Origin of the sequence: Paracoccus hibiscisoli, assembly GCF_005048265.1 — a bacterium.
GTDB classification, from domain to species: domain Bacteria; phylum Pseudomonadota; class Alphaproteobacteria; order Rhodobacterales; family Rhodobacteraceae; genus Paracoccus; species Paracoccus hibiscisoli.
The window spans coordinates 18,371-41,783 of record NZ_SUNH01000012.1; the positions used below are offsets into that span (position 1 = coordinate 18,371).

Below are 23,413 nucleotides of genomic sequence, written 5' to 3' on the forward strand. Positions count from 1 at the left end.
GCCTCAATCGTATTGTTCGCGGTATTTGCGCACGATGCGCAGCGCGAGGATGTTGATGAACAGGGTGACGATGAACAGCATCAGGCCCAGGGCAAAGGCCGCCAGCGTCTTGGGGCTGTCAAAGGCGGTGTCGCCGATCAGCAGCGTCACGATCTGCACGGTGATGGTGGTCACGCTGTCCAGCGGGTTGATGGTCATCTTGGCGATCAGTCCGGCCGCCATCAGCACGATCATCGTCTCTCCGATGGCGCGGCTGACGGCCAGCAGGACGCCGCCCATGATGCCGGGAATGGCCGCCGGGAACAGCACGTTCAGCACCGTTTCCGACCGCGTGGCGCCCAGGGCGATGGCCCCGTCGCGCAAGCTGCGCGGCACTGCCGACAGCGCGTCATCGGCAAAGGACGAGATGAACGGGATCAACATGATCGCCATGACGCTGCCTGCCGCCAGCGCGGTGTTGGGCGCCACCGGGATGCCAAGCGCGGCCCCCCAGGCCCGCAGCGCCGGGGCCACCGTCAGGATTGCGAAAAAGCCATAGACGACGGTCGGGATGCCCGCCAGCAGTTCCAGGATGGGCTTGGCCACCGCGCGAAAGCGGCGGCTGGCGAATTCGTTCAGATAGATGGCCGACAGCAGGCCCACCGGCACGGCGATGACGATGGCGACGAAGGTGATGACCAGCGTGCCCAGAAACACCGGCAGCACGCCGAAGGCGCCTTCGGCCGCGACCTGATCGGCGCGGATCGGCATCTGCGGTTCCCACCGGGTGCCGAACAGGAATTCGGTCAGCGGCACCATCTGGAAGAAGCGCACCGATTCGAAGACCAGCGAAAACACGATGCCGATGGTCACGAAGACCGCGATCAGCGAGCAGGTGATCATCAGGCCCATCACGATCCGCTCGGCCGCCTGACGGGCGCGGAAATCGGCGGTGACCTGGCGGCGCGAGACATAGAGCAGCGCCGCCGACAGCGCCGCGATGACCGCGACCAGCAGCCAGCCCGAGGTCGCGCGCAGCGAGGCCATGCGATCCGCGGCCTCCAGCTTCCAGGGGTCGGGGGTGCCGAAGATGCGGCCGCCGGCGATGGACTGGATCTCGGTCAGGATCAGCTGCGGGTTGGTCGCGCCGGCCAGCACGCCGTCGGGCAGGCCCGACAGGGTCAGCGCGTTGATGACCGACCCCTCCAGCATGATCCACAGGATGGTCGCGACAAAGGCCGGCACCAGCACCAGCAGCAGCGCGTAAAGCCCGTGGAACGAGCCGAGCGAATGCAGCCGCTCTCCGCCGTTGCGCAGCGCCAGGGCCGCCCGCCGGTTCATTGCGTATCCTGCTAGCGCCGCACTCAGCAGCACGGCAAAGGCCAGACCTGTCATGGCACCCTCTTGATCGGTAAAGGTCCGCCCCGCACAGGCGGGACGGACCAGGCATCGGGGTCGTGATTACTCGGCGACCGAGAATTCACCCTCGCCCGAGGTCACGCGGGCCTGCAGCTCGCTACGCTCGTCATCGGGCAGCGCGACCAGGCCGCGCTCGGCCAGATAGCCGGTGGGGGCCAGGGCGTTCTCGGACATGTATTCGGTCACGAATTCCTGCAGGTTCGGGATCACGCCGCGATGCGCGTCCTTGACGTAGAAGAACAGCGGGCGCGACAGCGGGTACTCACCCGAGGCGATGGTCTCGATCTCTGCGTCAACGTCGTTCAGCTTGACGTCGATCAGGGTGTCCTGGTTCTCGTAGAGGAACGAATAGCCGAAGATGCCCAGGGCGTTCGGGTCGGTGTTCAGGCGCTGCACGATCAGGTTGTCGTTCTCGCCGGCCTCGATGAAGGGACCGTCGGTGCGCATGCGCGAGCAGTTTTCCTTGACCCAGTCCGATTTCTTTTCGGCGGCCTCGGCCAGCGCCATCGCGGCGTCGTTCTCTTCGCAGCCGGCATGCATGGCCAGTTCCACGAAGGCGTCGCGGGTGCCCGAGGTCGGCGGCGGGCCCATCACGGTGATCGCGACGTCGGGCAGCGATTCGTCGATTTCCGACCAGTTGCTGTAGGGGTTGGCGACCAGGTTGCCGTCCTGGACGACCTCTGCGGCCAGGGCCAGATAGACCTGCTCCAGCGTCAGGTTCCAGTCGGCCTCGCTGTTGCGGGCGACGGCCATGACCAGACCGTCATAACCGATCAGCGCCTCGGTGATGTCGGTGACGCCGTTCTGGACGCAGAGGTCGTATTCCGACTTGGTCATCGCACGCGAGGCGCCGGTGATGTCGGGGGTCTGTTCGCCCACGCCCGAGCAGAAGATCTGCATGCCGCCGCCGGTGCCGGTCGATTCGACGATGGGCGCGGGCGCGCCGGTCTGGTTCGAGAACTCCTCGGCCACGGCCTGGGTATAGGGGAACACGGTCGAGGAACCGACGATGCGGATCTGGTCGCGCGACTGAGCGAAGGCGCCGCCCGCCGAAAGGGCGATCACCGAAAGCGCGGTCGCTGTGAGGCCGAGGGTCTTCATGTGCCGTCTCCTGTGGAGTTGATCGTTGCCCGACCCGCTTACAGAGTGTTTGTGACGGCTATGCCCCAGTTTTGTGACACCTTCATGACGCCCGGTGTCGCGGTGGCCGAAAAGGTCGGTGGGTGTCGGTGGCGCGGCTTGGGTCACGGCCCTGGGCCCGGCAGGGTGGCCCTGGTCCGTGACGGCATCAGGAGGGGGCGGCCCGCGCTAGGGCAGGGGGGCGGCCAGGGCGGCCACCGCCCGGTCGATGATCTGCGCAGGCGGCAGGGCCACGTCGACCCACTGCGCGTCTTCGGCGGTGGGGTCGGGCGGTTGCAGCGCCGCCAGCTGGCTGTCGATCAGGCTGGGCGGCATGTAGTGGTCGTGCCGCGCCGCCATCCGCGCCGCGATCAGCGCGCGGTCGCCATGCAGGAACACGATCTCCAGCGGTCCGGCCCCCGCACGCAGCCGGTCGCGATGCGCGCGGCTGAGGGCCGAACAGGCCAGCACCGCGCGGTTGGGCGCCGCCGTCACCTCTGCTGCCAGCCGGTCCAGCCAGCCCCACCGCATGTCGTCGGTCAGCGGCTGGCCCGCGCGCATCCGCGCGACGCTGGACGCGTCGTGATAGAGGTCCGCCTCGATGAAGGTGCCGCCGATGCGTTCGGCGATGCCGCGGGCCACGGTCGATTTTCCCGTGCCGCAGATGCCCATGACCAGAACAGGCCGCGCCGTCATGATGTCTCCTTTCGATGACAGCGCGACCATGGAGGACCGCGCCATCAGTCGTCAACGGATTTCCGCGCTGACCATGCCCGGGTCCCGGTCAGGCGGGCACCATGCCCATCCGGGCCAGCTGGTGCAGGATCAGCGGCGGCACGTGGCGGCGGTCGTCAAAGCGGCGCGCGATGGCGATATGGCGGGCCAGGGATACGGCGCGCATCAGGGGCACATGCGCGGGCAGCGGGCACAGGGTCGCGTATCCGGCCAGGAAAGCCGCGGCCTGGGGGTCCAGCGCGGCGCAGTCCCATCCCCGGCGCAGCGCGTATTCGTCCAGATGGGCCAGCATGTTGCCCAGGTCGATGGCCGGATCGCCCCTGGCATAGAGGTCCAGGTCCAGCAGCCAGACCCGGGCGCCGTCGATCAGCACCTGATCGGGGTAGAAGTCGCGATGGATGCCACAGACCGGCCCCGGCGGCAGGGCCAGCGCCGCGCGGCCCAGATGGTGGGCCAGCGCCCGCGCGTCGGGGGTGTCCAGCGCGCGGTCCATGACGGCGACCTCATCCGCCATGCTCCAGTCGCGGTCGGCGGGGACGCCCGCCGCGTGCAGGCGGGCCAGCGCACGGCCCGTCGCGGCCAGCGGCGCGGTGGGTCCGTCCGGCGCGATCAGCCCGGTCAGCAACTGGCCGGGCGCGATGTCCTGCAGCCATAGGTTCAGCGCATCGACGCGACCGCGCTGCGCCGGAACGCCCGTGTCGCCCGTGCCGTCCAGACCCGCCGCGCGCAGGCGGTCATGCAGCCCGGGCGTGCGCCGGTCGCGGCCCTTGACGCGCATCTTGCCGATCAGCCGGTCGTCATAGCGAAACAGTGCGCGGCGCCCCGGCTTGTGGCGGATCAGGGCGGCATGGGCGATGGGCTGCCCGCTCAGGCGCGTCATCAGCGCCGGGTCGGCGGCGGCCGTGACGGGGTCGGTCTGCGGCACGATCTGCAGCGCGCGGTCCAGCAGGCGGCGGGCCAGGTCGGGCCAGTCGGGGCGGCGGGTGCGGAACCCCTCGGTCGCCAGGGCCGCCAGCGCCGTCGCGTGATGGGCGGCCAGGTCGGGCGGGGGCGGGCCATAGCCTTCCAGCAGCGCCTGCGCGCGGTCTTGGGTCGGCGTGCCGGTCAGCGTGTCGTGGTCCAGCCGCGCCAGATAGGTGCCCAGGTCGTGGGCGGCGGGGGCCAGCCCGGCCTCGTCCCAATCGACGATGGACAGGGTGCCGTCGGGCGCGATCATCACCTGATCGGCGCTGAAATCGCCATGGCTGGGGACCAGCGGCCCCTGAGGGTGCAGCAGCATCAGCGCGTCGCGCAGCCGGTTGATGCGCTCCGACAGGTCGGGGGCCAGCACGGCCAGGTCGTCCAGGGCGGCGGGCGGGGCAAAGGGCGCGCGCGGCGGCAGGTCGGCGGTGCCGCGATGCAGGGCGGCCAGGGCTGCGCCGATGCGGGCGTGGACCGGGGCGGGGGCGGCTTCGGCGCTGTGGCCGGGCAGCCAGGCGGTGGTGATCAGGTGGCGGCGGGCGTCCAGCGCCAGGACCTGCGGCCCGCCATGGCCTGCGCCGAACTGCGCGCCCCGCAGGGCGCGGTCCCAGGTGGCGGGGGACATCGCCTTGATCATCGTGTCGCCCCGGCGCAGGACCAGCCGCCGTTCGGGCTTGAAGCGCAGCGCCACGGCATCGTCGGGCACGGCGCCCTTGCGCAGGGCGGTGATGCGGCGGTCGGCCTGGGGCGGCTGGATGATGACGGCGTGATCGGGCAGCCGTCGTTGCAGGGCGGCGCGGCGGGGGCTGGGGCGGTCGTCATCGAACCGCGCGCGGGTCAGGGCGCGCAGGGTGACAAAGGCCGCACCCATCCGAAAGGTCGCCATGCAGCTGGTCCCGGGCTTGTAGCGCAGATGCACCGGATCGACCGGCGCGCCCAGCAGGGCCGCCACCGCCTGCGCGTCCAGCAGCAGCGCCAGCCCCGGCAGGGCCGGGTCGCGGTTGACGATGGCGCGGTCAGCCGGCTGCAGCATCGCGCACCCCCCGTCCCTGTTGCAGCCGCCACATCGCGGCATAGCGTCCGCCCTGGGCCAGCAGCGTGTCGTGGGTGCCGTCCTCGGCCAGCTGGCCATCGGACAGCAGGATAATCCGGTCCATCCGCGCGGCCAGCGACAGGTTATGCGTCACCATCAGCGTGGTGCGCCCCTGCGACAGCGCGTCGATGGCGCGGGCGACGGCATCCTCGCTGGTGCTGTCCAGACCGGCGGTCGGCTCGTCCAGCAGCAGCAAGGGCGCGGGGCGCAGGGCCGCCCGGGCGATGGCCAGCCGCTGCCGCTGCCCGGCCGAGAAATTCGCGCCCCGTTCGGCCACCAGCGTGTCATAGCCCTGCGGCAGCGCCGCGATAAAGCCATGCGCATCGGCCAGGCGGGCGGCCTCCTCGATCCGGGTGCGGGTGACGTCGCCTGCGCCCAGGGCGATGTTTTCCGCGATGGTCGTGGAAAACAGCAGCGGCTCCTGCGCGACAAAGCTGATCTGCCCGCGCAGCGAAGCCAGTGTGACCGCGCCGATATCGGTGCCGTCGATGGTGATCGACCCCGTGACCGGGTCGCGCAGCCGCAGCAGCAGCGTCAGCAGCGTCGATTTGCCGATGCCGGACGGGCCGGTGACGGCGACGCGCTGGTCGGCGGGGATGGTCAGGTCCAGCCCCGACAGGACCGGCGCGCCGCCGCCATAGGCAAAGCCCACGTCGTGGAACCGCACCGTGCCCTGAAAGGCCGGGGCCGCCACCGCGCCGGGGCGGTCGCGGACGGTGGGCACCTGGTCCAGCAGGTCGAACACCCGGTCGCCCGCCGCCGCGGCCTTGGCCAGGCGGCCCGAATATTTGGCGTATTCGCGCACCGGGCGGAAGGTGTTCTTCAGATAGGTCAGAAAGACCAGCATCTCACCGGGCGTCAGCCGCCCCGAGATGACTGCATGCGCCCCGAACCACAGGATCGCCGCCGTGGCGATGCCGACCATCGCGTCCACCATCCGCTCCAGCGCGGCGGACAGACGACCGGCGCGCACGCCGTCGGTCAGGCTGCGGTCATTGGCGCCCGCGAACATGCGGTTGACCGACCCCTCCAGCCCCAGGGCCTGGATGGCGCGCATGCCCGACAGGGCCTCTCCGGCGGTGGCGGCGATAGCGCCCTCGCGCTTGCGTTGGGCGCGGCTGGCCTGGCCGATGCGGGCGCTGACCCGCCGCGTGGCCCACCACAGAAGCGGCAGCGGCACCAGCGCGACCAGCGCCAGCCGCCAGTCCAGCCACAGCATCACGCCGATCATCCCGGTCAGCACCAGGATATTGCCCAGCAGCGGCAGCGTCGCGGTGACCGCCGTGTCCTTGAGCATGCCGACATCGCCCACCAGGCGCAGGGTGATGTCGCCCGCGCGCGATTTCTCGTGGAAATCGGCCGAGAGGCGCTGGACATGATCGAACAGCGCCGCGCGCACCCGCGTCAGGATGCGCCCGCCGACCAGCGAAAACACCGTCGTGGCCAGGAACTGGAACAGCGCCCGCGCCGCCGTGATGGCGATCAGGGCTGCGGCACACAGCGCGATGACGGTGGCCGCGTCGGTCGGCTGTTCGACGCGCAGCACGCTGTCGACGACGAATTTCAGCGGCCAGGGCTCCAGCAGCTTCATGGCGGTGGCGGCGATCAGCGCGGTCATGCCGCCGGTCAGGACCAACCCCTCGCCGCGCATGTAGGGGCGGAAGCGGCGCATCAGCCCGGTCATGCCGGCACCCGCAATCCGGCCAGATCCAGCACCTGCGCCGCCACGCGGTCCCAGGTGTGATGCGCCATGACATGCGCCCGCGCCGCGCGGCCCAGAGTGTCGCGCAGGGCGGCGTCCCCGGCCAGGCGGTCCAGCGCATCAGCCAGGGCCGCAGGGTCGTCGGGCGGAACGGTCAGGCCAAGGCGGCCGTGGTCCAGCAGCGCCTCCATGTCGCCCACGCGGCTGGCCACGATGGGCAGCGCCGCGCCCATATAGTCGAAGAGCTTGAGCGGAGAGAAATAGAAGGGCTGCGTCGCCGAAAAGGGGGCCACGCCCACATCCAGCCGGGCCAGATGGCGCGGCAGGTCGGCATGGGGGACCATGCCCGTCACCTCGGCCCCGATGGCGGTCAGGCGCGGGGCCAGGCGGTCGCGGTCGGGGCCGTCGCCGATGATCAGCAGATGCGCGGGCATCCGCGCCTGCAGCAGCGCCATCGCGTCCAGCAACACGCCGATGTCATGCCAGGGCCGCAGCGAGCCCAGGAACCCCACGGTGAAGGGGCCGGGCACATGCGGCAGCGCCTGGCGGTCCGCGTCAATGGCATTGGGGATGACCGCGACCCGCGCCGCACCGTGGGCACGGGCGTAATCGGCGACCGCGGGGCTGACCGCCACGACCGCGCCCGCCGCCTGCAGGCTGGCGCGGGTGGTGCGGGCGGCCTCATCGGGGTGGGACAGGCTGCGGTGGCGGGACTGTTCCTCGATCAGGGGGGCGTTGATCTCCAGCACCGAGGGAATGCCAAAGGCCGCCGCGTGATCCATCGCCGCATGGGCGTAAAGCGCGTGGCGTTCATAGATCAGGTCGAACGGCCCCTCGGCGGCCAGGGTCGCGGCCAGGGTGTCGTTGGCGGCTAGCAGCGCGGTGGTGCGGCAGCCTTCGGCCATGGGCAGGGCGACGGTGCGCACCGGCAGGACCGCGTCCCCCGCGATGCGCGGAGAGATCAGCGTGACATCGGCCCCCATCGCCAGAAAGGCGCGCAGCATCGCCTGGACATGGATCGAGGCGCCCTTGGTGCCAAAGACCGGGATGCCGGGGTCCATCGAGACATAGGCCACGCGCATCACGCGGCCCCCCGCACCGGGGCCGCCAAGCGGTCAAAGATGGTACGCAGGGCGGCGGCGCTGCGGGTGACGTCGTAATCGGCCTCGATCCGGGCGCGGGCGGCGCGGGACTGGTGCGCGCGCAGGTCGGGGTCGTCCAGCAGCCGCGCCATAGCCTGCGCCAGGCTGGCCGCGCAGCCCTCATCGGCCAGCAGGCCGGTGGTGCCGTCCACCAGTTCGGGGATGCCCGTGACCGGCGTCGCCACGACCGGACAGCCAAGCGCCATCGCCTCCAGCAGGACGGTCGGCATGCCGTCGCGGTTGCCGTCATCGCCCACCACACAGGGGCAGGCCAGGACCGCCGCGCCCCGCATGGCGGCGATCACCGCATCCTGGGGCAGGGGGCCTGCCAGCGTCACGCCGGTCAGCCCCGCATCGGCGATCTGGGCCGACAGTTCGGCCTGCATGTCGCCGCCGCCGATGATGCGGGCGCGGACCGGGCGCCCTTCGGCCTGCAGCATGCGCAGCGCCTCGACCAGGATGTGAAAGCCCTTCTTTTCGACCAGGCGCCCCACTGCCACGATCTCGGTCGCGTCGGGGGGCGGCGCGGTCCAGGGAAAGCCCTCAAGGTCCAGCCCGTTGAAGATGCGCGTGACCGGATGGCCAAAGCGGTCCTCCAGATAGCGGCGGTTGAAGTCGGATACGGTGACGGTGGCGGGCGCTTCGGCGATCTTGAGGGCCAGATTCCGGTTCTCGGCGTAATCCATGAAGATGTCCTTGGCGTGCAGCGTCATGGACCAGGGAATCTCGGCCAGCCGCGCCGCGATCCGCGCGACCGTCGAGGCGACGGTGCCGAAATGGGCGTGCAGATGCGTGACGCCGCGGTCGCGGCACTCCAGCGCCAGGCGGATGCCCTGCAGGATGTCGCGGCCCGAGGCTTCGGGGAAATCGGCCAGCCGCGCCCATGCGCCGGGGATGGCCTGGGCGGCGGCCAGCTGGGGCCAGCCCTCGTCGATGCCCTTGATGCGGTCGGGGATGCGGGTGACGGGGGCCCGCACGCGCGAGATGATGTTCTGGAAATGCGTCTCCTCGACCGAGCGCAGGGCAAAGATCTGGACCGACCGGCCCGCGGCCTCATGGGCCAGGATCTCGTTCACGACGAAGGTTTCGGAAAAGCGCGGATAGCGTTTGAGGACGTAACCGATGCTCATGCGACGGCCTCCAGCGGTGCGGGTTCGGCCAGCAGCATGCGGGCGCGGGCCTGCATGCGGTCCAGACCGCCCATGTCCAGCATGTCCTGACCCATGCCCGCGCAGGGCGGCGGCCCGGCCATCCAGGCGGTCAGCCGGTCAGGCGTCAGGTGGTCGGGCAGGATCATGCCGATCGCGCCCTTGGCCGACAGGCGTTCGGCCCGCAGCAGCTGCTCCAGCCGGGGCCGGGTGCGCGGCACGATCAGCGTGGGGCGGCGCAGCGACAGCGCCTCGGTCACGGTGTTATAGCCGCCCATGGCGATGATCCGCGCGGCGCCCTGCATCAGGGGCAGCGGCTCGGCCAGGAAATCGACGATCTCCATGTCGGGGCGGGCGGCGATGCTGGCCTCCAACTGGGCGCGGGCGGCGGCGGGCATCTGCGTGCCGGTCAGGATGATGCCCCGATGGCCCGCGGGCAGGGTGGCCCCGGCAAAGGCCCGGCACAGCGCCGCGCCGTCGCGGCCTCCGCCCACCGCGCAGAGGATATAGGGCTGATCCGGCAGATCGGTCGCGGCCATCCCGTCCAGCCGCTTGCGCTGGTCCAGATAGCCCAGGAAATGCGCCTTGGCGGCAAAGGCATCGCCAAAGGCGTATTCCTCGATCAGGTCAAAGAAATTCGGGTCGCCATAGACCCAGATCTCGTCGAACCAGTCGCGGATGGCGGCGAAGTTGCGCCGCTTGAGCCATTGCGCGCGCACCGTTTCGGGGGCGTCGATCACGTCGCGCAGGCCCAGAACGATCCGCGCCCGGCCCCGCTGGCGCAGCGCGGCCAGGGGGCGGTCCAGTTCCGACTGCGCGCCGCGCGGCACGTTGTCCACGATCACCAGGTCGGGGTCATAGGCCTTGAGCGCGCCGCGGATGATGTCGGACCGCAGCCGCGCCAGGTCCTTCAGCTCCAGCCCCAGGCTGCGGGCGTGATAGCTGCCGTCGGCACGCTTGCCATAGGCGGGCAGGGTCAGCACGTCGACGCCCGGCGGCAGCGTGAAGGCCCCGGCCTCGGCCATGCCCGCGATCATCAGCACATCGGGCGCGGGGTCCATCCGCTTGAGCGCCCCGGCCAGCAGCATGTTGCGCCGCAGATGGCCGAACCCAAGCGTATCGTGCGAATACAGCACGACCCGTTTCTGGCGGATGATGTCAGCGGGCATGTCGGTCATCGTCTGGTCTCCTTGGTGCAGGTCGCATTGGGGGGTGACGGCGGGGCCGTCGGTTTTATTCCCGCAAGGGCCGCGGGCAGGCGCAAAAAGGTCTGACGGAATGCTTTGCAAGCACGTCTGTCGCATGCGATCGACGTGGAGACGGCAGGGCCGTCCTTCAAATTAGAAGTTTACGAGACAGGCCGATCGGGCATGGCGGGTCGCGGCGATCCGCCTATCCTGTGACCAGCCGCAAGAGGAACGGGCATGAAGATCCGCAACAAGCTTCTGGTCAGCCACGGTGCGCTGGCGGTCTGCGTGGCGGTCATCTGCGCCTTCATGCTGGTCGCGCTGGAGACGACCGACCGCAACCGCCGCCGCATGGCCGACAGCTATGAAAGCCTGCGCCAGCTGAACGAGCTGAACTCAGACAGCAACCGCATGGCCGAGCAGATCTCAGAGCTGCTGAGCATCGGGCTGTCCAACCGGCGCGAGGTGACCGAGGTGTCGCGGACCCTGCTGGCGCGGCTGGAGGGGGTTCGCGATCAGCTGCGCGACGACATCGCCACCGCCGCCAGCGACGCCGCCCGCCAGCGCGACGCCGAGATGCTGGAGTGGATCGAGGTGATCCTGGACCGGACGGTGCGGCTGGCCGATATCGGCACGCGCATGGCCGATCTGGTGGCGGATGGCCGCATTGAGGAGGCGCGGCGCATCTATGTCGTGCAGGTCGAGGACGGGCTGGACGACGAGATCTCGGACCTGCTGCGCAGCGCGACCGCCGCCGACGAGGCGCGGGTGCTGGACGCCATCGACCGGTGGGACCGCCAGACGGAGCTCCTGCGCGCGCTGGCGATCAGCACGGTGGTGCTGGGGACGGGACTGGCCGTAGGCGCCGCGCTGGTGATGGACCGGCTGGTGTCGCGGCCCATCGAGGCGCTGGCCCGCGCGGTCGACGACCTGGGCCAGGGCCGCGTGACCCGCCCCCGCCCTGCCCCCGGCGGGGACGAGCTGGGGCGGCTGGCCACGCGGTTCGACCAGATGGCCCGCGCCATCGCCCGCCAGCAGGGCGATCTTCGCACGGCCCGCGATTCGCTGATGGTTCAGGTGGCCGAGCGCACCGCCAGCCTCAGCCAGCGCACCAGCCAGCTGGAGGCCGCGAACGCCCGCCTGACGCGGCTGAACGACACCCGCACCCAGTTCTTTGCCGATGTCAGCCACGAGCTGCGCACCCCCCTGACCGCCATCCGCGGCCAGGCCGAGGTGGCGCTGCGCCAGCCGCAGGCGACGGTGGCCGACCTGCGCCAGACCCTGTCCCAGATCACCCGGCGCAGCGGGCAGATGGGGCGGCTGGTCGATGACCTCCTGTTTCTGGCCCGCTCCGAGGCCGGGGCCATCGCCTTCGCCTTTCGCGACACCATGATGCAGGAGGTGCTGGCCGAGGTGATGATGGATGCCGCCCTGCTGACGCGGCAGCGCGACGTGACGATCAGCGTCACCCAGCCCTCGGGGCCGATCGTGCTGCGCGCCGATCCCGACCGGTTGCGTCAGGCCATCGTCATCGTGCTGGACAACGCGATCAGCCACGCCCCCGATGGTACCGCCGTCACGCTGGACCTGGACGAGGCCGGGGGCCGGATCCGCCTGGCCGTGTCCGACCGCGGCCCGGGTTTCACCGAGGACGAGGCCGCGCGCGTGTTCGAGCGGTTCTATCGCGGCCACAGCCGGGGCGCGCGGGGGGGCGCGGGGCTGGGCCTGCCCATCGCGCGCTGGCTGCTGGAGCAGCATGGCGGCGCCATCGCCATCGCCCGCACCGAACCCGGCGCGCGGGTCGAGATCACGCTGCCCCCGGGCGGCGCGCAGGGGGGCGCGGCATGGACATCCTGATCGTCGAGGACGACCCCGAGATCGCGGCCTTTCTGGTCCAGGGCCTGACGGTCGAGGGCTATGCCCCCCATCATGTGGCGACCGGCGCGGCGATGCAGGCTGCGCTGGACGCGCGGCGCTGGTGCCTGGTGATCCTGGACCGGATGCTGCCCGATGCCGAGGGGGCGGATCTGTGCACCCAGCTGCGCCGCGCCGATCCGGGGCAGCTGATCCTGATGCTGACCGCCCGCGACGCGCTGGAGGAAAAGCTGGACGGCCTGCGGTCGGGGGCCGACGACTATATGACCAAGCCCTTTGCTTTCGAGGAGCTGCTGGTCCGCATCGAGACTCTGCGCCGCCGGGGCGGCTCCCGCCAGGAGGCGGTCCAGATCGCCGACCTGACGCTGAACCTGGCGCTGAAAAGCGCGGCACGCGGCGGCCGCGATCTGGGCCTGACGCCCACGGAATTCGCGCTGCTGCGGTTCCTGGTCGAACGGCGCGGCACCATCGTCAGCCGGATGGAGATCCTGGCGGGCGTGTGGGGCAAGAGTTTCGACCCCAACACCAATCTGGTCGAGGTCTATATCGCCTATCTGCGCAAGAAGGTGGACGGCCCCGGGGCCGAACGGCTGATCCGCAATGTGCGCGGCTTTGGCTATGTGATCGACGACGATTAGGGGTCAGGGGGTCAGCAGCAGCGCCTCCTCCTGCGGGGACAGGACCGGGCCCGCGCCGACCTGGGTCAGCCAGTCGTCCAGCGCCTCCAGATCGCCCGAGGCGGGGCGATAGTCGTCGCCCGCGGGCAGGTCCATGGCAAAGCGTTCCTCGAAGGGCTGGCCGGGTGCGGCGCGGCACAGGACCGCCAGACGTGCGCTGTCGTCGCGCAGCGTCTCGACCTCGCGGCACAGCGCGTCGCCGCCGATGCGAAAGCTGGCCAGAACCGTCAGGTCGGTGCCGTCGGGCAGCACGGTCCCTTCTCCGGCGGGCAGCTGGGCCAGGGCGGTCTGCAGCGGCGACCCATCGCGGCGCCCGTCGGTCAGCACCAGCCCGGCCATGACCGCCACCGCGCCCAAGCCTGCCGCCAGCGCCATCCAGGGCGCGCGATTGGCATTGGCCGCACGCATCCCGGTCTGCGGTGGGGCCATGGCCGGGGCCGCTGTCGGACGGGGAGGTGCCGTTGCCGGCGCCGGGCCGGTCGATCCCTGCCGGGGCGCGGCCCCGCCCGTGGCCGCCCGGATGCGCGCGATCAGCGCCGCGTCGCCGGGTGCCGCCTGCGGGGTATCGTCGCGCAGCGCCTCCAGCCGGGCGCGCGTCCGGCGGAACAGCACCAGCCGCGCCTGCGCCGCGGGGTCGGTGGCCAGCCGCGCCTGCACGTCGCGGGCCTGATCGGGGTCCAACTGGCCATCGGCCAGCGCCATCAGGGTCTCGTCGTCAATCGTCACTGTTCCTGTCCTTGCCTGATGGCCCCGATCGCATTGTTGACGTGCCGCATGCTCAGTTTATTCCCAACAGGGCGGCCAGGGCCAGCCTGGCGCGGGACAGGCGGCTCATGACGGTGCCCTTGGGGACGTCCAGCACCTGAGCCGCCTCGGCATAGCTGAGGCCCTCGATGCAGACGAGGGTCAGGATCTCCTCCTGCTCGGGCGACAGGCGGGTCATGGCGCTGCGCGTGGCGGCCAGCATCAGCCGCGCCTCGATCAGCGGGGCGTCGTCGGTCGAGAGGATCTCGGGGTGGTCGGTGACATCGACGCCGGTGCCCTCGGTGCGCTGGCGGCGGGTCGTGTCGATGAAGGCGTTGCGCAGGATGCGGAACAGCCAGGCCTCCAGCCGCTGCGCGGGGTCGCGGGCTGCGTGATGGGTGATCGCGCGCTCGACCGTGATCTGCACCAGGTCATCGGCCAGCTCGGGGCGGCGGCACAGCGACAGCGCATAGCGGCGCAGGTTCGGCAACAATCGGATCAGCGCATCACCGAATGCCGCATCCATGTGGTTCCACCTTGCTGCCTGCCCCGGTCCTGGGGGAATATCTGAAAGGCCGGGGCGTCATTGTCCAGTGCTGACGTCAGGCGGAGAGACCCATGCAACGACTTGTCCTGTTCACCCTGCTGTTCGTGCTGGCCCTGGGGGCCCAGCCCCGCCTGGACCTGGACGGCATCGGATTGCTGTCCAAGGCCATGGCCCAATCGGACGACGATGACGACGATGATGATGACCGCGACGACGACGATGACGATGATGACGACCGGGGCGACGGGGGCCGCAGCAGCGGCGGCACCTCGTTCTCGGGGCGGTCGGGGGATCGCGACGACGACGACCGGCGCCGCGCGACGCCGCGTCGGGCCGCGCCCCGCCAGGCGGCCCCTGCGCCCGTGCGGCGTGCAGCGCCCGCCCGCGCGCCTGCCCCCGCGCCCCTGCCCGACCGTGCCGCCGATGAGATCATCGCGCGGGGCGTGTCCGCGGACGATCTGGCGCAGCTGCAGACCGACGGCTTTGTTCTGATCGAACAGCGCGCCCTGACCGGCGGTGCGAACCTGGTGCGCCTGCGCAAGCCCGGCCCGCTGGATCTGGACGCCGCCCGCGCGGCGGTGCGGGCCCGCGCCTCGGGCACCAGCGCCGATTTCAACCATTTTTATCGCACCGACCAAGGCGCGGCGCAGCCGGCCGACGCTTGTCCGGGTGGGTTGTGCCTGGCGCGTCAGGTGATCGCCTGGCAGCCGATCGCGGGGTGCGGGCCGCTGCCTGCTGTGGGGATGGTCGATACCGGCGTCAATGCCGATCACGCGACCTTCGCACAGGCCGATCTGACCGTCCACAGCCTGGACCCGGCGGCGGAACGCGCGCGCGCCACGGCGTCGGATGCGCTGCACGGCACCGCGGTCGCGGCGCTGCTGGTCGGCGCGCCGGACACGCGCAGCCCCGGCCTGATCCCCGGCGCGCGGCTGGTCGCGGTCGACGCCTTCGTCCGCCAGGGCCAGGATCAGCGCAGCGACGCCTTCAGCCTGATCGCGGCGCTGGACTGGCTGGGCGCGCAGGATCTGCGGCTGATCAACATGTCGCTGGCCGGGCCGCCCAATGACGAACTGGCCCGCCAGATCGCGCTGCTGGTGGCGCGCGACGTGCTGATCGTGGCGGCGGCGGGCAATGTGGGCCCGCGTGCCGCGCCCGCCTATCCCGCCGCCTATGACGGCGTGCTGGCCGTCACCGCCGTCGATCGCGGCCGCCAGATCTATCGCCGGGCGGGCCGGGGGCCGCATATCGACCTGGCCGCGCCCGGGGTCGAGGTCTGGACGGCGGCCTCGATCAGCGGGGCGCGGACCAAGACGGGGACGTCCTTTGCCGCGCCCTTCGTGACGGCGGCGGCGGCCCTATGGCTGCGGGCCGAGCCCGCGCTGTCGGCCGCCGATCTGGCCCGCCGCCTGACCGAACGGACCGAGGATCTGGGCGATCCGGGCCGCGACGAGGTCTTTGGCGCGGGGCTGCTGCAGGCGCCGCCGCCCTGCGGGGGGGCGGGCTGAGGCGCTGCGAAAAAATTTGCGGCATGACGGAATAAGCCGGTCCCTGGCGCGTTATCGGGGGGACGCGCATCCTGCAGGGCAGGACGCCGTCAGGCCCGCGGGGATCGGCGTCGACCGGTGGGCCATCCTGATACCGGGCGCCTATTCCTTCTGGAGGATATCTCATGGCACGACTGTTCGGAAACGACGGCGACAACCGGCTTAACGGGACCAGCGTCGCCGACCTGATCTATGGCCGGTCCGGCGATGACACGATTCAGGGCTTTGGCGGCAACGACACCAGTTATGGCGGTGAGGGCAATGACGTCATCTATGCCGGTGCCGGCAACAATCTGGTCCATGGCGGATCGGGCAATGACCGCATCTGGGCCGGCGGTGGCAATGACCGTATCTTTGCCGGCGAGGGCAATGATCTGGTCTTTGCCGGGGCCGGCAACAACCGCGTGGTCGGCGGTGAGGGCAACGACACGCTGAACGCGGGCAATGGCCGCGACACGATGGAGGGCGGGTCGGCAATGACCGGATGTTTTCCAACGGCGGCGATGACATCCTGTTCGGCGGAGAGGGCGACGACCTGATGGTCGCGGGCGGCGGCAACGACCGCCTGCGGGGCGGCGAGGGCAATGACACGCTGAACGGCGGCGCGGGCAACGACCTGATGACCGGCGGCGAGGGGGCGGACCGCTTTGTCTTCAACGGCGGGCGCGACCGGATCACCGATTTCGAGAATGGCGACGATCAGATCGACCTGTCCTCGTTCGCGGCGATCAACAGCTTTTCCAACATCCGCGCCGCTGCAAGCCAGCAGGGGTCGGACGTGGTGATCAACATCGGCCCCAACAGCCTGGTGATCGAGGATTTCCGGCTGTCGCAGATGAACGCCGAAGATTTCATCTGGTAGGACACGCCCCCCGACAGACCGGACGGGCCGGGGCGCGATCCCTGGCCCGTCTGCCCGTGAAAGGGGCAGGGCCCGCACCGTCGTGACATTTTGGTTTACACACCGCATCCCACCGGGCAGTCTGGGTTTATAAACCAGTTTACTAAACCGCTTTATCAGGCGGATCCGGGGGAAATGGTGGCCAATCTGCAGGATGTCGCGACCGCTGCCGGGGTCTCCAAGGCCACGGTGTCGCGCTATCTGAACGGCTCGCTGGAGCTGCCCGAGCGGACCGCGTCGTTGATCGATGCGGCGATCCGGGCGCTGGATTATACCCCCAACCCGCATGCCCGCCGCCTCAGCCTGGGGCGGTCGGACACGATCGCGCTGATCGTGCCCGACATCTCCAGCCCGTTCTTTGCGACGCTGGTCGGCGCGGTCGAGGCCGAGGCCAGCGAGCAGGGCCTGGCGCTGGCCCTTTACGCGACGCTGAACAGCCCCGCCCGGGAACTGTCCTATCTGGACCTGGTGCGGACGGGCCATGCGGACGGGCTGATCTTTGTCACCAACCATGCCGGCACGCGAGAGCTGGCCGCCAAGATCAACCGCCTGCCGCGCTGCGTTGTGGTGGACGAGGATGTGCTGGGCGCCGATGTCCCCAAGATCTTCTGCGACAACCGCCAGGGCGGCTGGCTGGCCGGGCAGCATCTGGCGCAGGCGGGCCATCGCCACGTCCTGTTCGTGGGCGGTGTCGATGAGATGGTCAGCGGCGCGCGCCGCCATCAGGGCTTTGCCGAGGGGATGGCCGCCATCGCCGGAGCCCACCACCGGATCGAGCGTATCCGCGGCCCCTATACCATCGACGCCGGTCGCGCGGCGGGCCGCAGTTTTGTCGACCGCGCCCCGCACACCCGCCCCACCGCGATCTTTGCCACCTCGGACGAGCTGCTGATCGGCCTGTGCGAGGTGCTGGCCGAGGCGGGCGTCGCCATTCCCCATCAGGTCTCGGTCATCGGTTTCGACGATGTCGGGCCCCTGCACCTGTTCGCACCCGCCGTGACCGCGGTGCGTCAACCCGTCCGCGACCTGGGCCGCCACGCGCTGCGGCGCCTGCTGGCCATGGACGGCACGGATCCCGCAAAGCCCCCGTCAGAGGAGCTGCTGGATGTCACGCTGATCGCGCGGAACTCCGTTGCGCCGCCGATCCGTTCTTTCCACCGCAACCCCAACAGCGAGGAATGACCATGACCACCCTGACCCGCCGCACCCTGGGTGCGCTGATGACGACCGGCCTGATCGCCGCCGCCCTGCCTGCCCTGGCGCAGGAGGGCAAGACCTTTGCGCTGGTCCAGATCAACCAGCAGGCGCTGTTCTTCAACGACATGAACCGCGGCGCACAACAGGCCGCAGATGCCGCGGGCGCGACCCTGCTGATCTTCAACGCCAACAACGATCCGGCGGCGCAGAACAGCGCCATCGAGACCTATATCCAGGAGGGCGTGGACGGCATCGCGGTCGTGGCTATCGACGTGAATGGCATCATGCCCGCCGTCCAGCAGGCCGTCGATGCGGGCATCCACGTGGTGGCCATCGACGCGATCCTGCCCGAGGGGCCGCATTCCGCCCAGATCGGCGTGGACAACGCCCAGGCCGGCGCCGATCTGGCGGCCGTGGTGAACGACGCGCTGGACGAGGGGTCCACCCTGGGCATCGTGGGCGCGCTGAACTCGTTCATCCAGAACGTGCGCAAGGACGGCTTTGAGGCTGCGCTGGACAGCGCCCGCGTCACCGTCGCAGGCACCGTGGACGGCCAGAACGTACAGGACACGGCCCTGGGGGCGGCGGAAAACCTGATGACCGCGAACCCGGCGCTGACCGCGATTTATGCCACCGGAGAGCCTGCCCTGCTGGGCGCCATCGCCGCGGTCGAAAGCCAGGGGCGGCAGGGCGACATCGCCGTCTATGGCTGGGATCTGACCGCGCAGGCCATCGCCGGGATCGAGGCGGGTTACGTCAAGGCCGTGATCCAGCAGGACCCGGCGGGCATGGGCGCCGCGGCGGTCGAGGCCCTTGGCACCCTGTCGGACGGCGGCAGCGTCGAGGCCGAGATCTCGGTGCCGGTGACCATCGTGACCTCCGAGAACGTGGACGAGTTCCGGGCGGCGTTCGAGTGATGCAGCCGGTCCCCTCAGCCGTGGCGCGGGGGGACCACCCCCCCGCCATCCTGTCGCTGTGCGGCATCACCAAGACCTTCGGATCGCATCAGGCGCTGCGCGGGGTCGATCTGGACGTGCGGGCGGGCGAATGCCTGGGCCTGATCGGCGACAATGCCGCGGGCAAATCGACGCTGTCCAAGGTGATGTCCGGCACCTATGTCCCCGATGGCGGCCAGATCCTGCTGGACGGCCAGCCGGTGCGGTTCACCACACCCTCCGAGGCCCGCGCCCAAAAGATCGAGATGGTCTATCAGGACCTGTCGCTGTGCGATCACGTGGATGTCGTGGGCAACCTGTTCCTGGGCCGAGAGCTGAAGCGCGGCCCCTTCCTGGACCAGCCCCGCATGCTGGCCGAGGCCGAACGCATGCTGGCCGCGCTGGAGATCCGCATCCCGCGCCTGACCGCCAAGGTGGAAAAGCTGTCGGGCGGCCAGCGCCAGGCCATCGCCATCGCCCGCGCCGCCAGCTTCGACCCCAAGGTCCTGATCATGGACGAACCGACATCCGCCCTGGCCGTGGCCGAGGTCGAGGCCGTGCTGGCCCTGATCAACCGCGTCAAGGCGCGCGGCGTGGCGGTGGTGCTGGTCACCCACCGGATGCAGGACCTGTTCCGCGTCTGCGACCGCATCGCCGTCATGTACGAGGGCACCAAGGTCGCTGAACGCCGGACGGAAGACACGAACCTTCAGGAACTGGTCGACCTGATCGTCGGCAAGGGAGGCCATTGATGGCTGTCTATACCGAACGCAAGGCGGGCTCCGCATGGGCGGATTTCATCGGCGAACACGCGCAGGTCCTGTCCATCGCGATGTTCTTTCTGCTGTGCATGACCATCTTCGGGCTGTCCAGTTCCACATTCCTGACCACCGGCAACCTGCTGAACGTGCTGCGTCAGGCCGCCCCCATCCTGATCGTCGCGGTCGCCATGACGCTGGTCATCACCACCGCGGGCATCGACTTGTCGGTCGGATCGCAGGTGGCGCTGGTCAACGCCGTCTGCGCCATCGCCATCGGCGCGGGCCTGCCCTGGCCGGTCGTCGTGCTGCTGATGCTGGCGCTTGGCGCGGGCGTGGGGGCGGTGCAGGGGTGGTTCATCTCGTATCAGGGCATCCCGGCCTTCATCGTGACGCTGGCGGGCCTGTCGATCCTGCGCGGCTTTGCGCTGTATCTGACCGAGGGCTATTCGATCCCCATCACCAACGTGCCCGGTTTCTTCTGGCTGGGGCGCGGGACGCTGGCGGGCTTTCCGGTGCCCGCGCTGATTGCGCTGCTGATCGCGGCCCTGGGTTTCGTCGTCATGCTGCGCACGCAATACGGGCGGCAGGTGATCGCGGTGGGGTCCAACATGGAGGCCGCGCGCCGCGTGGGCATGCCCGCAAAACGCGTGCTGGCCTCGGTCTACGTGGTGGCGGGGCTGGCCTCTGCCGTGGCGGGGATGCTGATTGCCGCGCGGCTTGGCTCGGGGTCGTCGAACGCGGCGCAGGGGTTCGAATTGCAGGTGATCGCCGCCGTGGTGCTGGGCGGCACCTCGCTGATGGGGGGCAAGGCGTCGATGCTGGGCACGGTGCTGGGCACGATGACCATCGCGGTGATCGGCAACGGGCTGATCCTGCTGCATATCTCTCCGTTCTTCACGCAGATCGTGACGGGCGCGATCATCCTGATCGCCATCTGGCTGAACACCAAGCTGTTCGACCGGGGCTTGCGCATCGGAAAGGCGCGGACATGAGCGAACTGTCCCTCTGCCACACCCGGTCCGGTCAGGTGATGACCGTCACCGGACCAATCGCGTCCGCCGATCTGGGCCACACGCTGATGCATGAGCATCTGCAGAATGACTGTCGCTGCTGGTGGAACGCGCCCACGGACCCCGCGCGGCAATATCTGGCGGACAGCCCGGTCAGCATCGAGATCCTGTCCGAACTGCGCCAGGACCCTTTCGTGAACCGCCACAACATCGCGCTGGACGACCCCGATCTGGCGATCGCGGAGCTGCGTGCCTTCACCGCCGCGGGCGGGCGCAGCGTGGTTGACCCGACCTGTCGCGGCATCGGGCGCGACCCCACAACCCTGCGCCGCATCGCGCGGGAAACCGGGCTGAACATCGTGATGGGCGCGGGCTATTATCTGGCCAGCTCCATGCCTGAACAGGTGGCGCATCTGTCCGTGGACGCCATCGCTGATGAGATCGTGGCCGAGGCGCTGACCGGCACCGACGGCACGGACGCCCGCATCGGCCTGATCGGAGAGATCGGCGTATCGTCGGATTTCACGGCCGAGGAGGAAAAATCCCTGCGCGGCGCGGCGCGTGCGCAGGCGCGCACCGGCCTGCCGCTGATGGTGCATCTGCCGGGCTGGTTCCGGCTTGGGCATCGGGTGCTGGACGTGGTCGAATCCGAGGGCGCCGACCTGCGCCACACGGTGCTGTGCCACATGAACCCCTCGCACGCCGATCCGGTCTATCAGGCGACGCTGGCGCAGCGCGGCGCGTTCATCGAGTTCGACATGATCGGGATGGATTTCTTCTATGCCGATCAGGGGGTGCAATGCCCGTCCGACGATCAGGTCGCCCGCGCCATCCTGGGCCTGGCCGAACAGGGGTTCCTGGACCGCATCCTGCTGTCGCAGGACGTGTTCATCAAGATGATGCTGACCCGCTATGGCGGCAACGGATACGCCTTTGTCACCCGCCATTTCCTGCCGCGCCTGATGCGGCACGGCCTGTCCGCCGGTGACTGCGACCGGCTGATGGTGACGAACCCGCGCCGCGTCTTTGACGCCACCTTCTGACATCCGCGAAAGGAACGACCCATGACAACCCGCGTGCTTTTGGTGGGCGAAAGCTGGACCACCTCGGAAACGCATTACAAGGGCTTTGACCAGTTCGGCTCGGTCCGGTTCCATACCGGCGCGACGCCCCTGCTGACCGCGATGAAGGACAGCGAATTCCAGATCGACTACATGACCGCCCATGACGCCGCCGAGGGCTTTCCGTTCGAGATCGGTGGCCTGGCGGATTATGACATCGTGATCCTGTCGGATATCGGCGCGAACACCTTTCTGCTGCCGCCCGATGTCTGGCTGCGGTCGAAAACCGTGCCGAACCGGCTGCGGATGCTGCGGGACTGGGTGGCGCAGGGGGGCAACCTGCTGATGATTGGCGGCTATTTCTCGTTCCAGGGCATCGACGGCAAGGCGCGTTGGCGAAACACCGCGGTCGAGGACACCCTGCCCGTCACCTGCCACCCCTGGGACGACCGGGTCGAGATCCCCGAGGGCGCGCAGGCCGACATCCTGCTGCCCGACCACCCGGTCATGGCCGGGATGCCCGCCGCCTGGCCGCCGATCCTGGGCGTGAACGAGGTTATGGTCCGCGACGGCGCCACGGTCGTCGCCCGCCTGCCCCAGGATCAGGGCGGCCACCCGCTGCTGGTTCTGGGCGGGCATGGTCAGGGGCGCACAGCGGCCTGGACGTCCGACGTGGGGCCGCATTGGCTGTCGCCCGAATTCTGCGACTGGCCAGGCTACGGCACGCTGTGGAAGAACCTGTTCGGCTGGCTGGTCGCACGGTGAGCGGGTCAATCCCCCGCCAGGATTGCGCCCATCGCGGCCGTGTCGGGAAAGGCGCTGACCGTGCCCGCGCGCCCGACCGTCCAGGCGGCCGCCTGAGCCGCATGGCGCAGCGCGCGCGCATCCAGGGCCACGCCCCGCAGCGCGGCAGAGGCCAGCGCCACCGCCATGAAGCAGTCACCCGCCCCGGTCGTGTCCACCACCGCGCAGGGCGCGGCGGGCACGTCGATGCGCGCGCCCGCTCGCACCAGCGTGGCACCCCGCGCGCCAAGGGTCAGCACGACCTCGGCCACGCCCTGGGCCAGCAGGCGGGCGTCACCGCCCAGGGCTGCGGCCTCGTCCTCGTTGACGAAGGCGCAATCGACCAGCGGCCAGAGGTCTGCCACGTAATCCTGCAGGGGCGAGGGGTTCAGCGCGGTCCGCATGCCTCGCGCCCGGGCGTCGCGCAGCGCGGCGCCGGTGGTGTCCGCCCCCAGATTGCCCTGCAGCACCAGCAGATCGCCGGGGACGGCGCGCGCCAGGGCGGCGGTCGCGTGGTCGGGGGTCATGGCGCCCGCGGCGGCGCGGGTGGTGATCACGGCATTTTCGCCATGCCCCGCCATCAGGATGATCGAATTGTCGGTGGCCACGCCCGGCAGCGCGATCAGCTGCGCCATCACCGGCTCGGCCGCCAGACGGGCGGCGATCTCGCGTCCGCGGGCGTCCTGGCCCACCGCCGCGACCAGGTGACAGGCCAGCCCCGTGCGGGCGATGGCGACCGCCTGGTTCACGCCCTTGCCGCCCAGATCCTGCGACAGCGCGCGGCCAAAGATCGAGGCGCCGGGCCGGGGGAAATCCTCGACCGACACGGTCTCGTCAAGGGCCGCGTTTCCGATCACAAAAGCCTTCATCGCCCGTCTCCGCTTTTTCGAA

22 protein-coding genes are annotated in these 23,413 nt (G+C 70.1%); 11 read left to right on the forward strand and 11 right to left on the reverse strand.

What is annotated here, in order from left to right; translation table 11 throughout:
• Window positions 1–3 precede the first annotated feature (3 nt).
• The 8 genes from pstC to FA740_RS09465 all read right to left on the reverse strand — a co-directional run bounded on the left by pstC (window position 4) and on the right by FA740_RS09465 (window position 10,475).
• On the reverse strand, window positions 4–1,374 hold the full coding sequence (gene pstC, locus FA740_RS09430; protein ID WP_136856524.1) for a phosphate ABC transporter permease subunit PstC: 1,371 nt from the start codon (window positions 1,372–1,374) through the stop codon (window positions 4–6).
• 66 nt (window positions 1,375–1,440) lie between these two features.
• Window positions 1,441–2,499: a substrate-binding domain-containing protein gene (locus tag FA740_RS09435; RefSeq protein WP_136856525.1), complete on the reverse strand. Its 1,059-nt coding sequence runs from the start codon at window positions 2,497–2,499 to the stop codon at window positions 1,441–1,443.
• 207 nt (window positions 2,500–2,706) lie between these two features.
• Complete coding sequence (locus FA740_RS09440) at window positions 2,707–3,213, reverse strand: gluconokinase (protein WP_136856526.1); 507 nt, start codon at window positions 3,211–3,213, stop codon at window positions 2,707–2,709.
• A gap of 88 nt (window positions 3,214–3,301) precedes the next feature.
• The gene (locus FA740_RS09445; protein ID WP_136856527.1) at window positions 3,302–5,245 is read right to left on the reverse strand and encodes a phosphotransferase; all 1,944 of its coding nucleotides are present in this window, start codon (window positions 5,243–5,245) and stop codon (window positions 3,302–3,304) included.
• Complete coding sequence (locus FA740_RS09450) at window positions 5,229–6,989, reverse strand: ABC transporter ATP-binding protein (RefSeq protein ID WP_136856528.1); 1,761 nt, start codon at window positions 6,987–6,989, stop codon at window positions 5,229–5,231. The genes FA740_RS09445 and FA740_RS09450 overlap by 17 nt, the downstream gene beginning before the upstream one ends.
• The gene (locus FA740_RS09455) at window positions 6,986–8,089 is read right to left on the reverse strand and encodes a glycosyltransferase family 4 protein (RefSeq protein WP_136856529.1); all 1,104 of its coding nucleotides are present in this window, start codon (window positions 8,087–8,089) and stop codon (window positions 6,986–6,988) included. Before FA740_RS09455 ends, FA740_RS09450 begins: the two co-directional genes overlap by 4 nt.
• Window positions 8,089–9,279 carry a glycosyltransferase family 4 protein gene (locus FA740_RS09460; protein WP_136856530.1) on the reverse strand — a complete coding sequence of 397 codons (1,191 nt, stop codon included), beginning with the start codon at window positions 9,277–9,279 and terminating at the stop codon, window positions 8,089–8,091. The genes FA740_RS09455 and FA740_RS09460 overlap by 1 nt, the downstream gene beginning before the upstream one ends.
• On the reverse strand, window positions 9,276–10,475 hold the full coding sequence (locus FA740_RS09465) for a glycosyltransferase family protein (protein ID WP_169306268.1): 1,200 nt from the start codon (window positions 10,473–10,475) through the stop codon (window positions 9,276–9,278). The genes FA740_RS09460 and FA740_RS09465 overlap by 4 nt, the downstream gene beginning before the upstream one ends.
• Window positions 10,476–10,721: 246 nt before the next feature.
• Between FA740_RS09465 and FA740_RS09470 the strand changes: the two genes are divergently transcribed.
• Entirely contained in the window at window positions 10,722–12,341 is a 1,620-nt protein-coding gene (locus tag FA740_RS09470) for a sensor histidine kinase (RefSeq protein WP_136856532.1), read from the forward strand.
• The gene (locus FA740_RS09475; protein WP_136856533.1) at window positions 12,329–12,997 is read left to right on the forward strand and encodes a response regulator transcription factor; all 669 of its coding nucleotides are present in this window, start codon (window positions 12,329–12,331) and stop codon (window positions 12,995–12,997) included. The genes FA740_RS09470 and FA740_RS09475 overlap by 13 nt, the downstream gene beginning before the upstream one ends.
• Window positions 12,998–13,000: 3 nt before the next feature.
• Here the strand turns inward: FA740_RS09475 and FA740_RS09480 are convergent, their stop codons facing one another.
• Both FA740_RS09480 and FA740_RS09485 read right to left on the reverse strand, forming a co-directional pair.
• Window positions 13,001–13,762: an anti-sigma factor family protein gene (locus FA740_RS09480; RefSeq protein WP_136856534.1), complete on the reverse strand. Its 762-nt coding sequence runs from the start codon at window positions 13,760–13,762 to the stop codon at window positions 13,001–13,003.
• A gap of 52 nt (window positions 13,763–13,814) precedes the next feature.
• Window positions 13,815–14,306, reverse strand: a complete 492-nt coding sequence (locus FA740_RS09485) for an RNA polymerase sigma factor (protein ID WP_136856535.1) — start codon at window positions 14,304–14,306, stop codon at window positions 13,815–13,817.
• A gap of 92 nt (window positions 14,307–14,398) precedes the next feature.
• Here FA740_RS09485 and FA740_RS09495 point away from each other — a divergent pair, with 92 nt between their 5' ends.
• From FA740_RS09495 to FA740_RS09530, 9 genes are all read left to right on the forward strand, one after another.
• Window positions 14,399–15,835, forward strand: coding sequence for a S8 family serine peptidase (locus FA740_RS09495; protein WP_169306269.1), 1,437 nt, complete (start codon window positions 14,399–14,401; stop codon window positions 15,833–15,835).
• 164 nt (window positions 15,836–15,999) lie between these two features.
• On the forward strand, window positions 16,000–16,413 hold the full coding sequence (locus FA740_RS20055; protein WP_246053559.1) for a calcium-binding protein: 414 nt from the start codon (window positions 16,000–16,002) through the stop codon (window positions 16,411–16,413).
• Window positions 16,359–16,736, forward strand: a complete 378-nt coding sequence (locus tag FA740_RS20060) for a M10 family metallopeptidase C-terminal domain-containing protein (RefSeq protein WP_246053560.1) — start codon at window positions 16,359–16,361, stop codon at window positions 16,734–16,736. Before FA740_RS20055 ends, FA740_RS20060 begins: the two co-directional genes overlap by 55 nt.
• Window positions 16,737–16,910: 174 nt before the next feature.
• Window positions 16,911–17,957: a LacI family DNA-binding transcriptional regulator gene (locus tag FA740_RS09505; RefSeq protein WP_246053561.1), complete on the forward strand. Its 1,047-nt coding sequence runs from the start codon at window positions 16,911–16,913 to the stop codon at window positions 17,955–17,957.
• 2 nt (window positions 17,958–17,959) lie between these two features.
• The gene (locus tag FA740_RS09510) at window positions 17,960–18,889 is read left to right on the forward strand and encodes a substrate-binding domain-containing protein (RefSeq protein WP_136856538.1); all 930 of its coding nucleotides are present in this window, start codon (window positions 17,960–17,962) and stop codon (window positions 18,887–18,889) included.
• Window positions 18,889–19,659 (forward strand): ATP-binding cassette domain-containing protein, encoded by a 771-nt coding sequence (locus tag FA740_RS09515; RefSeq protein ID WP_136856539.1) that lies wholly within the window; start codon window positions 18,889–18,891, stop codon window positions 19,657–19,659. The genes FA740_RS09510 and FA740_RS09515 overlap by 1 nt, the downstream gene beginning before the upstream one ends.
• Entirely contained in the window at window positions 19,659–20,660 is a 1,002-nt protein-coding gene (locus tag FA740_RS09520; protein ID WP_136856540.1) for an ABC transporter permease, read from the forward strand. The genes FA740_RS09515 and FA740_RS09520 overlap by 1 nt, the downstream gene beginning before the upstream one ends.
• On the forward strand, window positions 20,657–21,721 hold the full coding sequence (locus tag FA740_RS09525; protein ID WP_136856541.1) for a phosphotriesterase family protein: 1,065 nt from the start codon (window positions 20,657–20,659) through the stop codon (window positions 21,719–21,721). The genes FA740_RS09520 and FA740_RS09525 overlap by 4 nt, the downstream gene beginning before the upstream one ends.
• A 21-nt stretch (window positions 21,722–21,742) precedes the next feature.
• Window positions 21,743–22,504, forward strand: a complete 762-nt coding sequence (locus FA740_RS09530) for a glutamine amidotransferase (RefSeq protein WP_136856542.1) — start codon at window positions 21,743–21,745, stop codon at window positions 22,502–22,504.
• A gap of 5 nt (window positions 22,505–22,509) precedes the next feature.
• On the opposite strand, the gene FA740_RS09535 is transcribed toward FA740_RS09530, so the two are convergent.
• Window positions 22,510–23,391, reverse strand: a complete 882-nt coding sequence (locus FA740_RS09535; protein ID WP_136856543.1) for a ribokinase — start codon at window positions 23,389–23,391, stop codon at window positions 22,510–22,512.
• Window positions 23,392–23,413 lie beyond the last annotated feature (22 nt).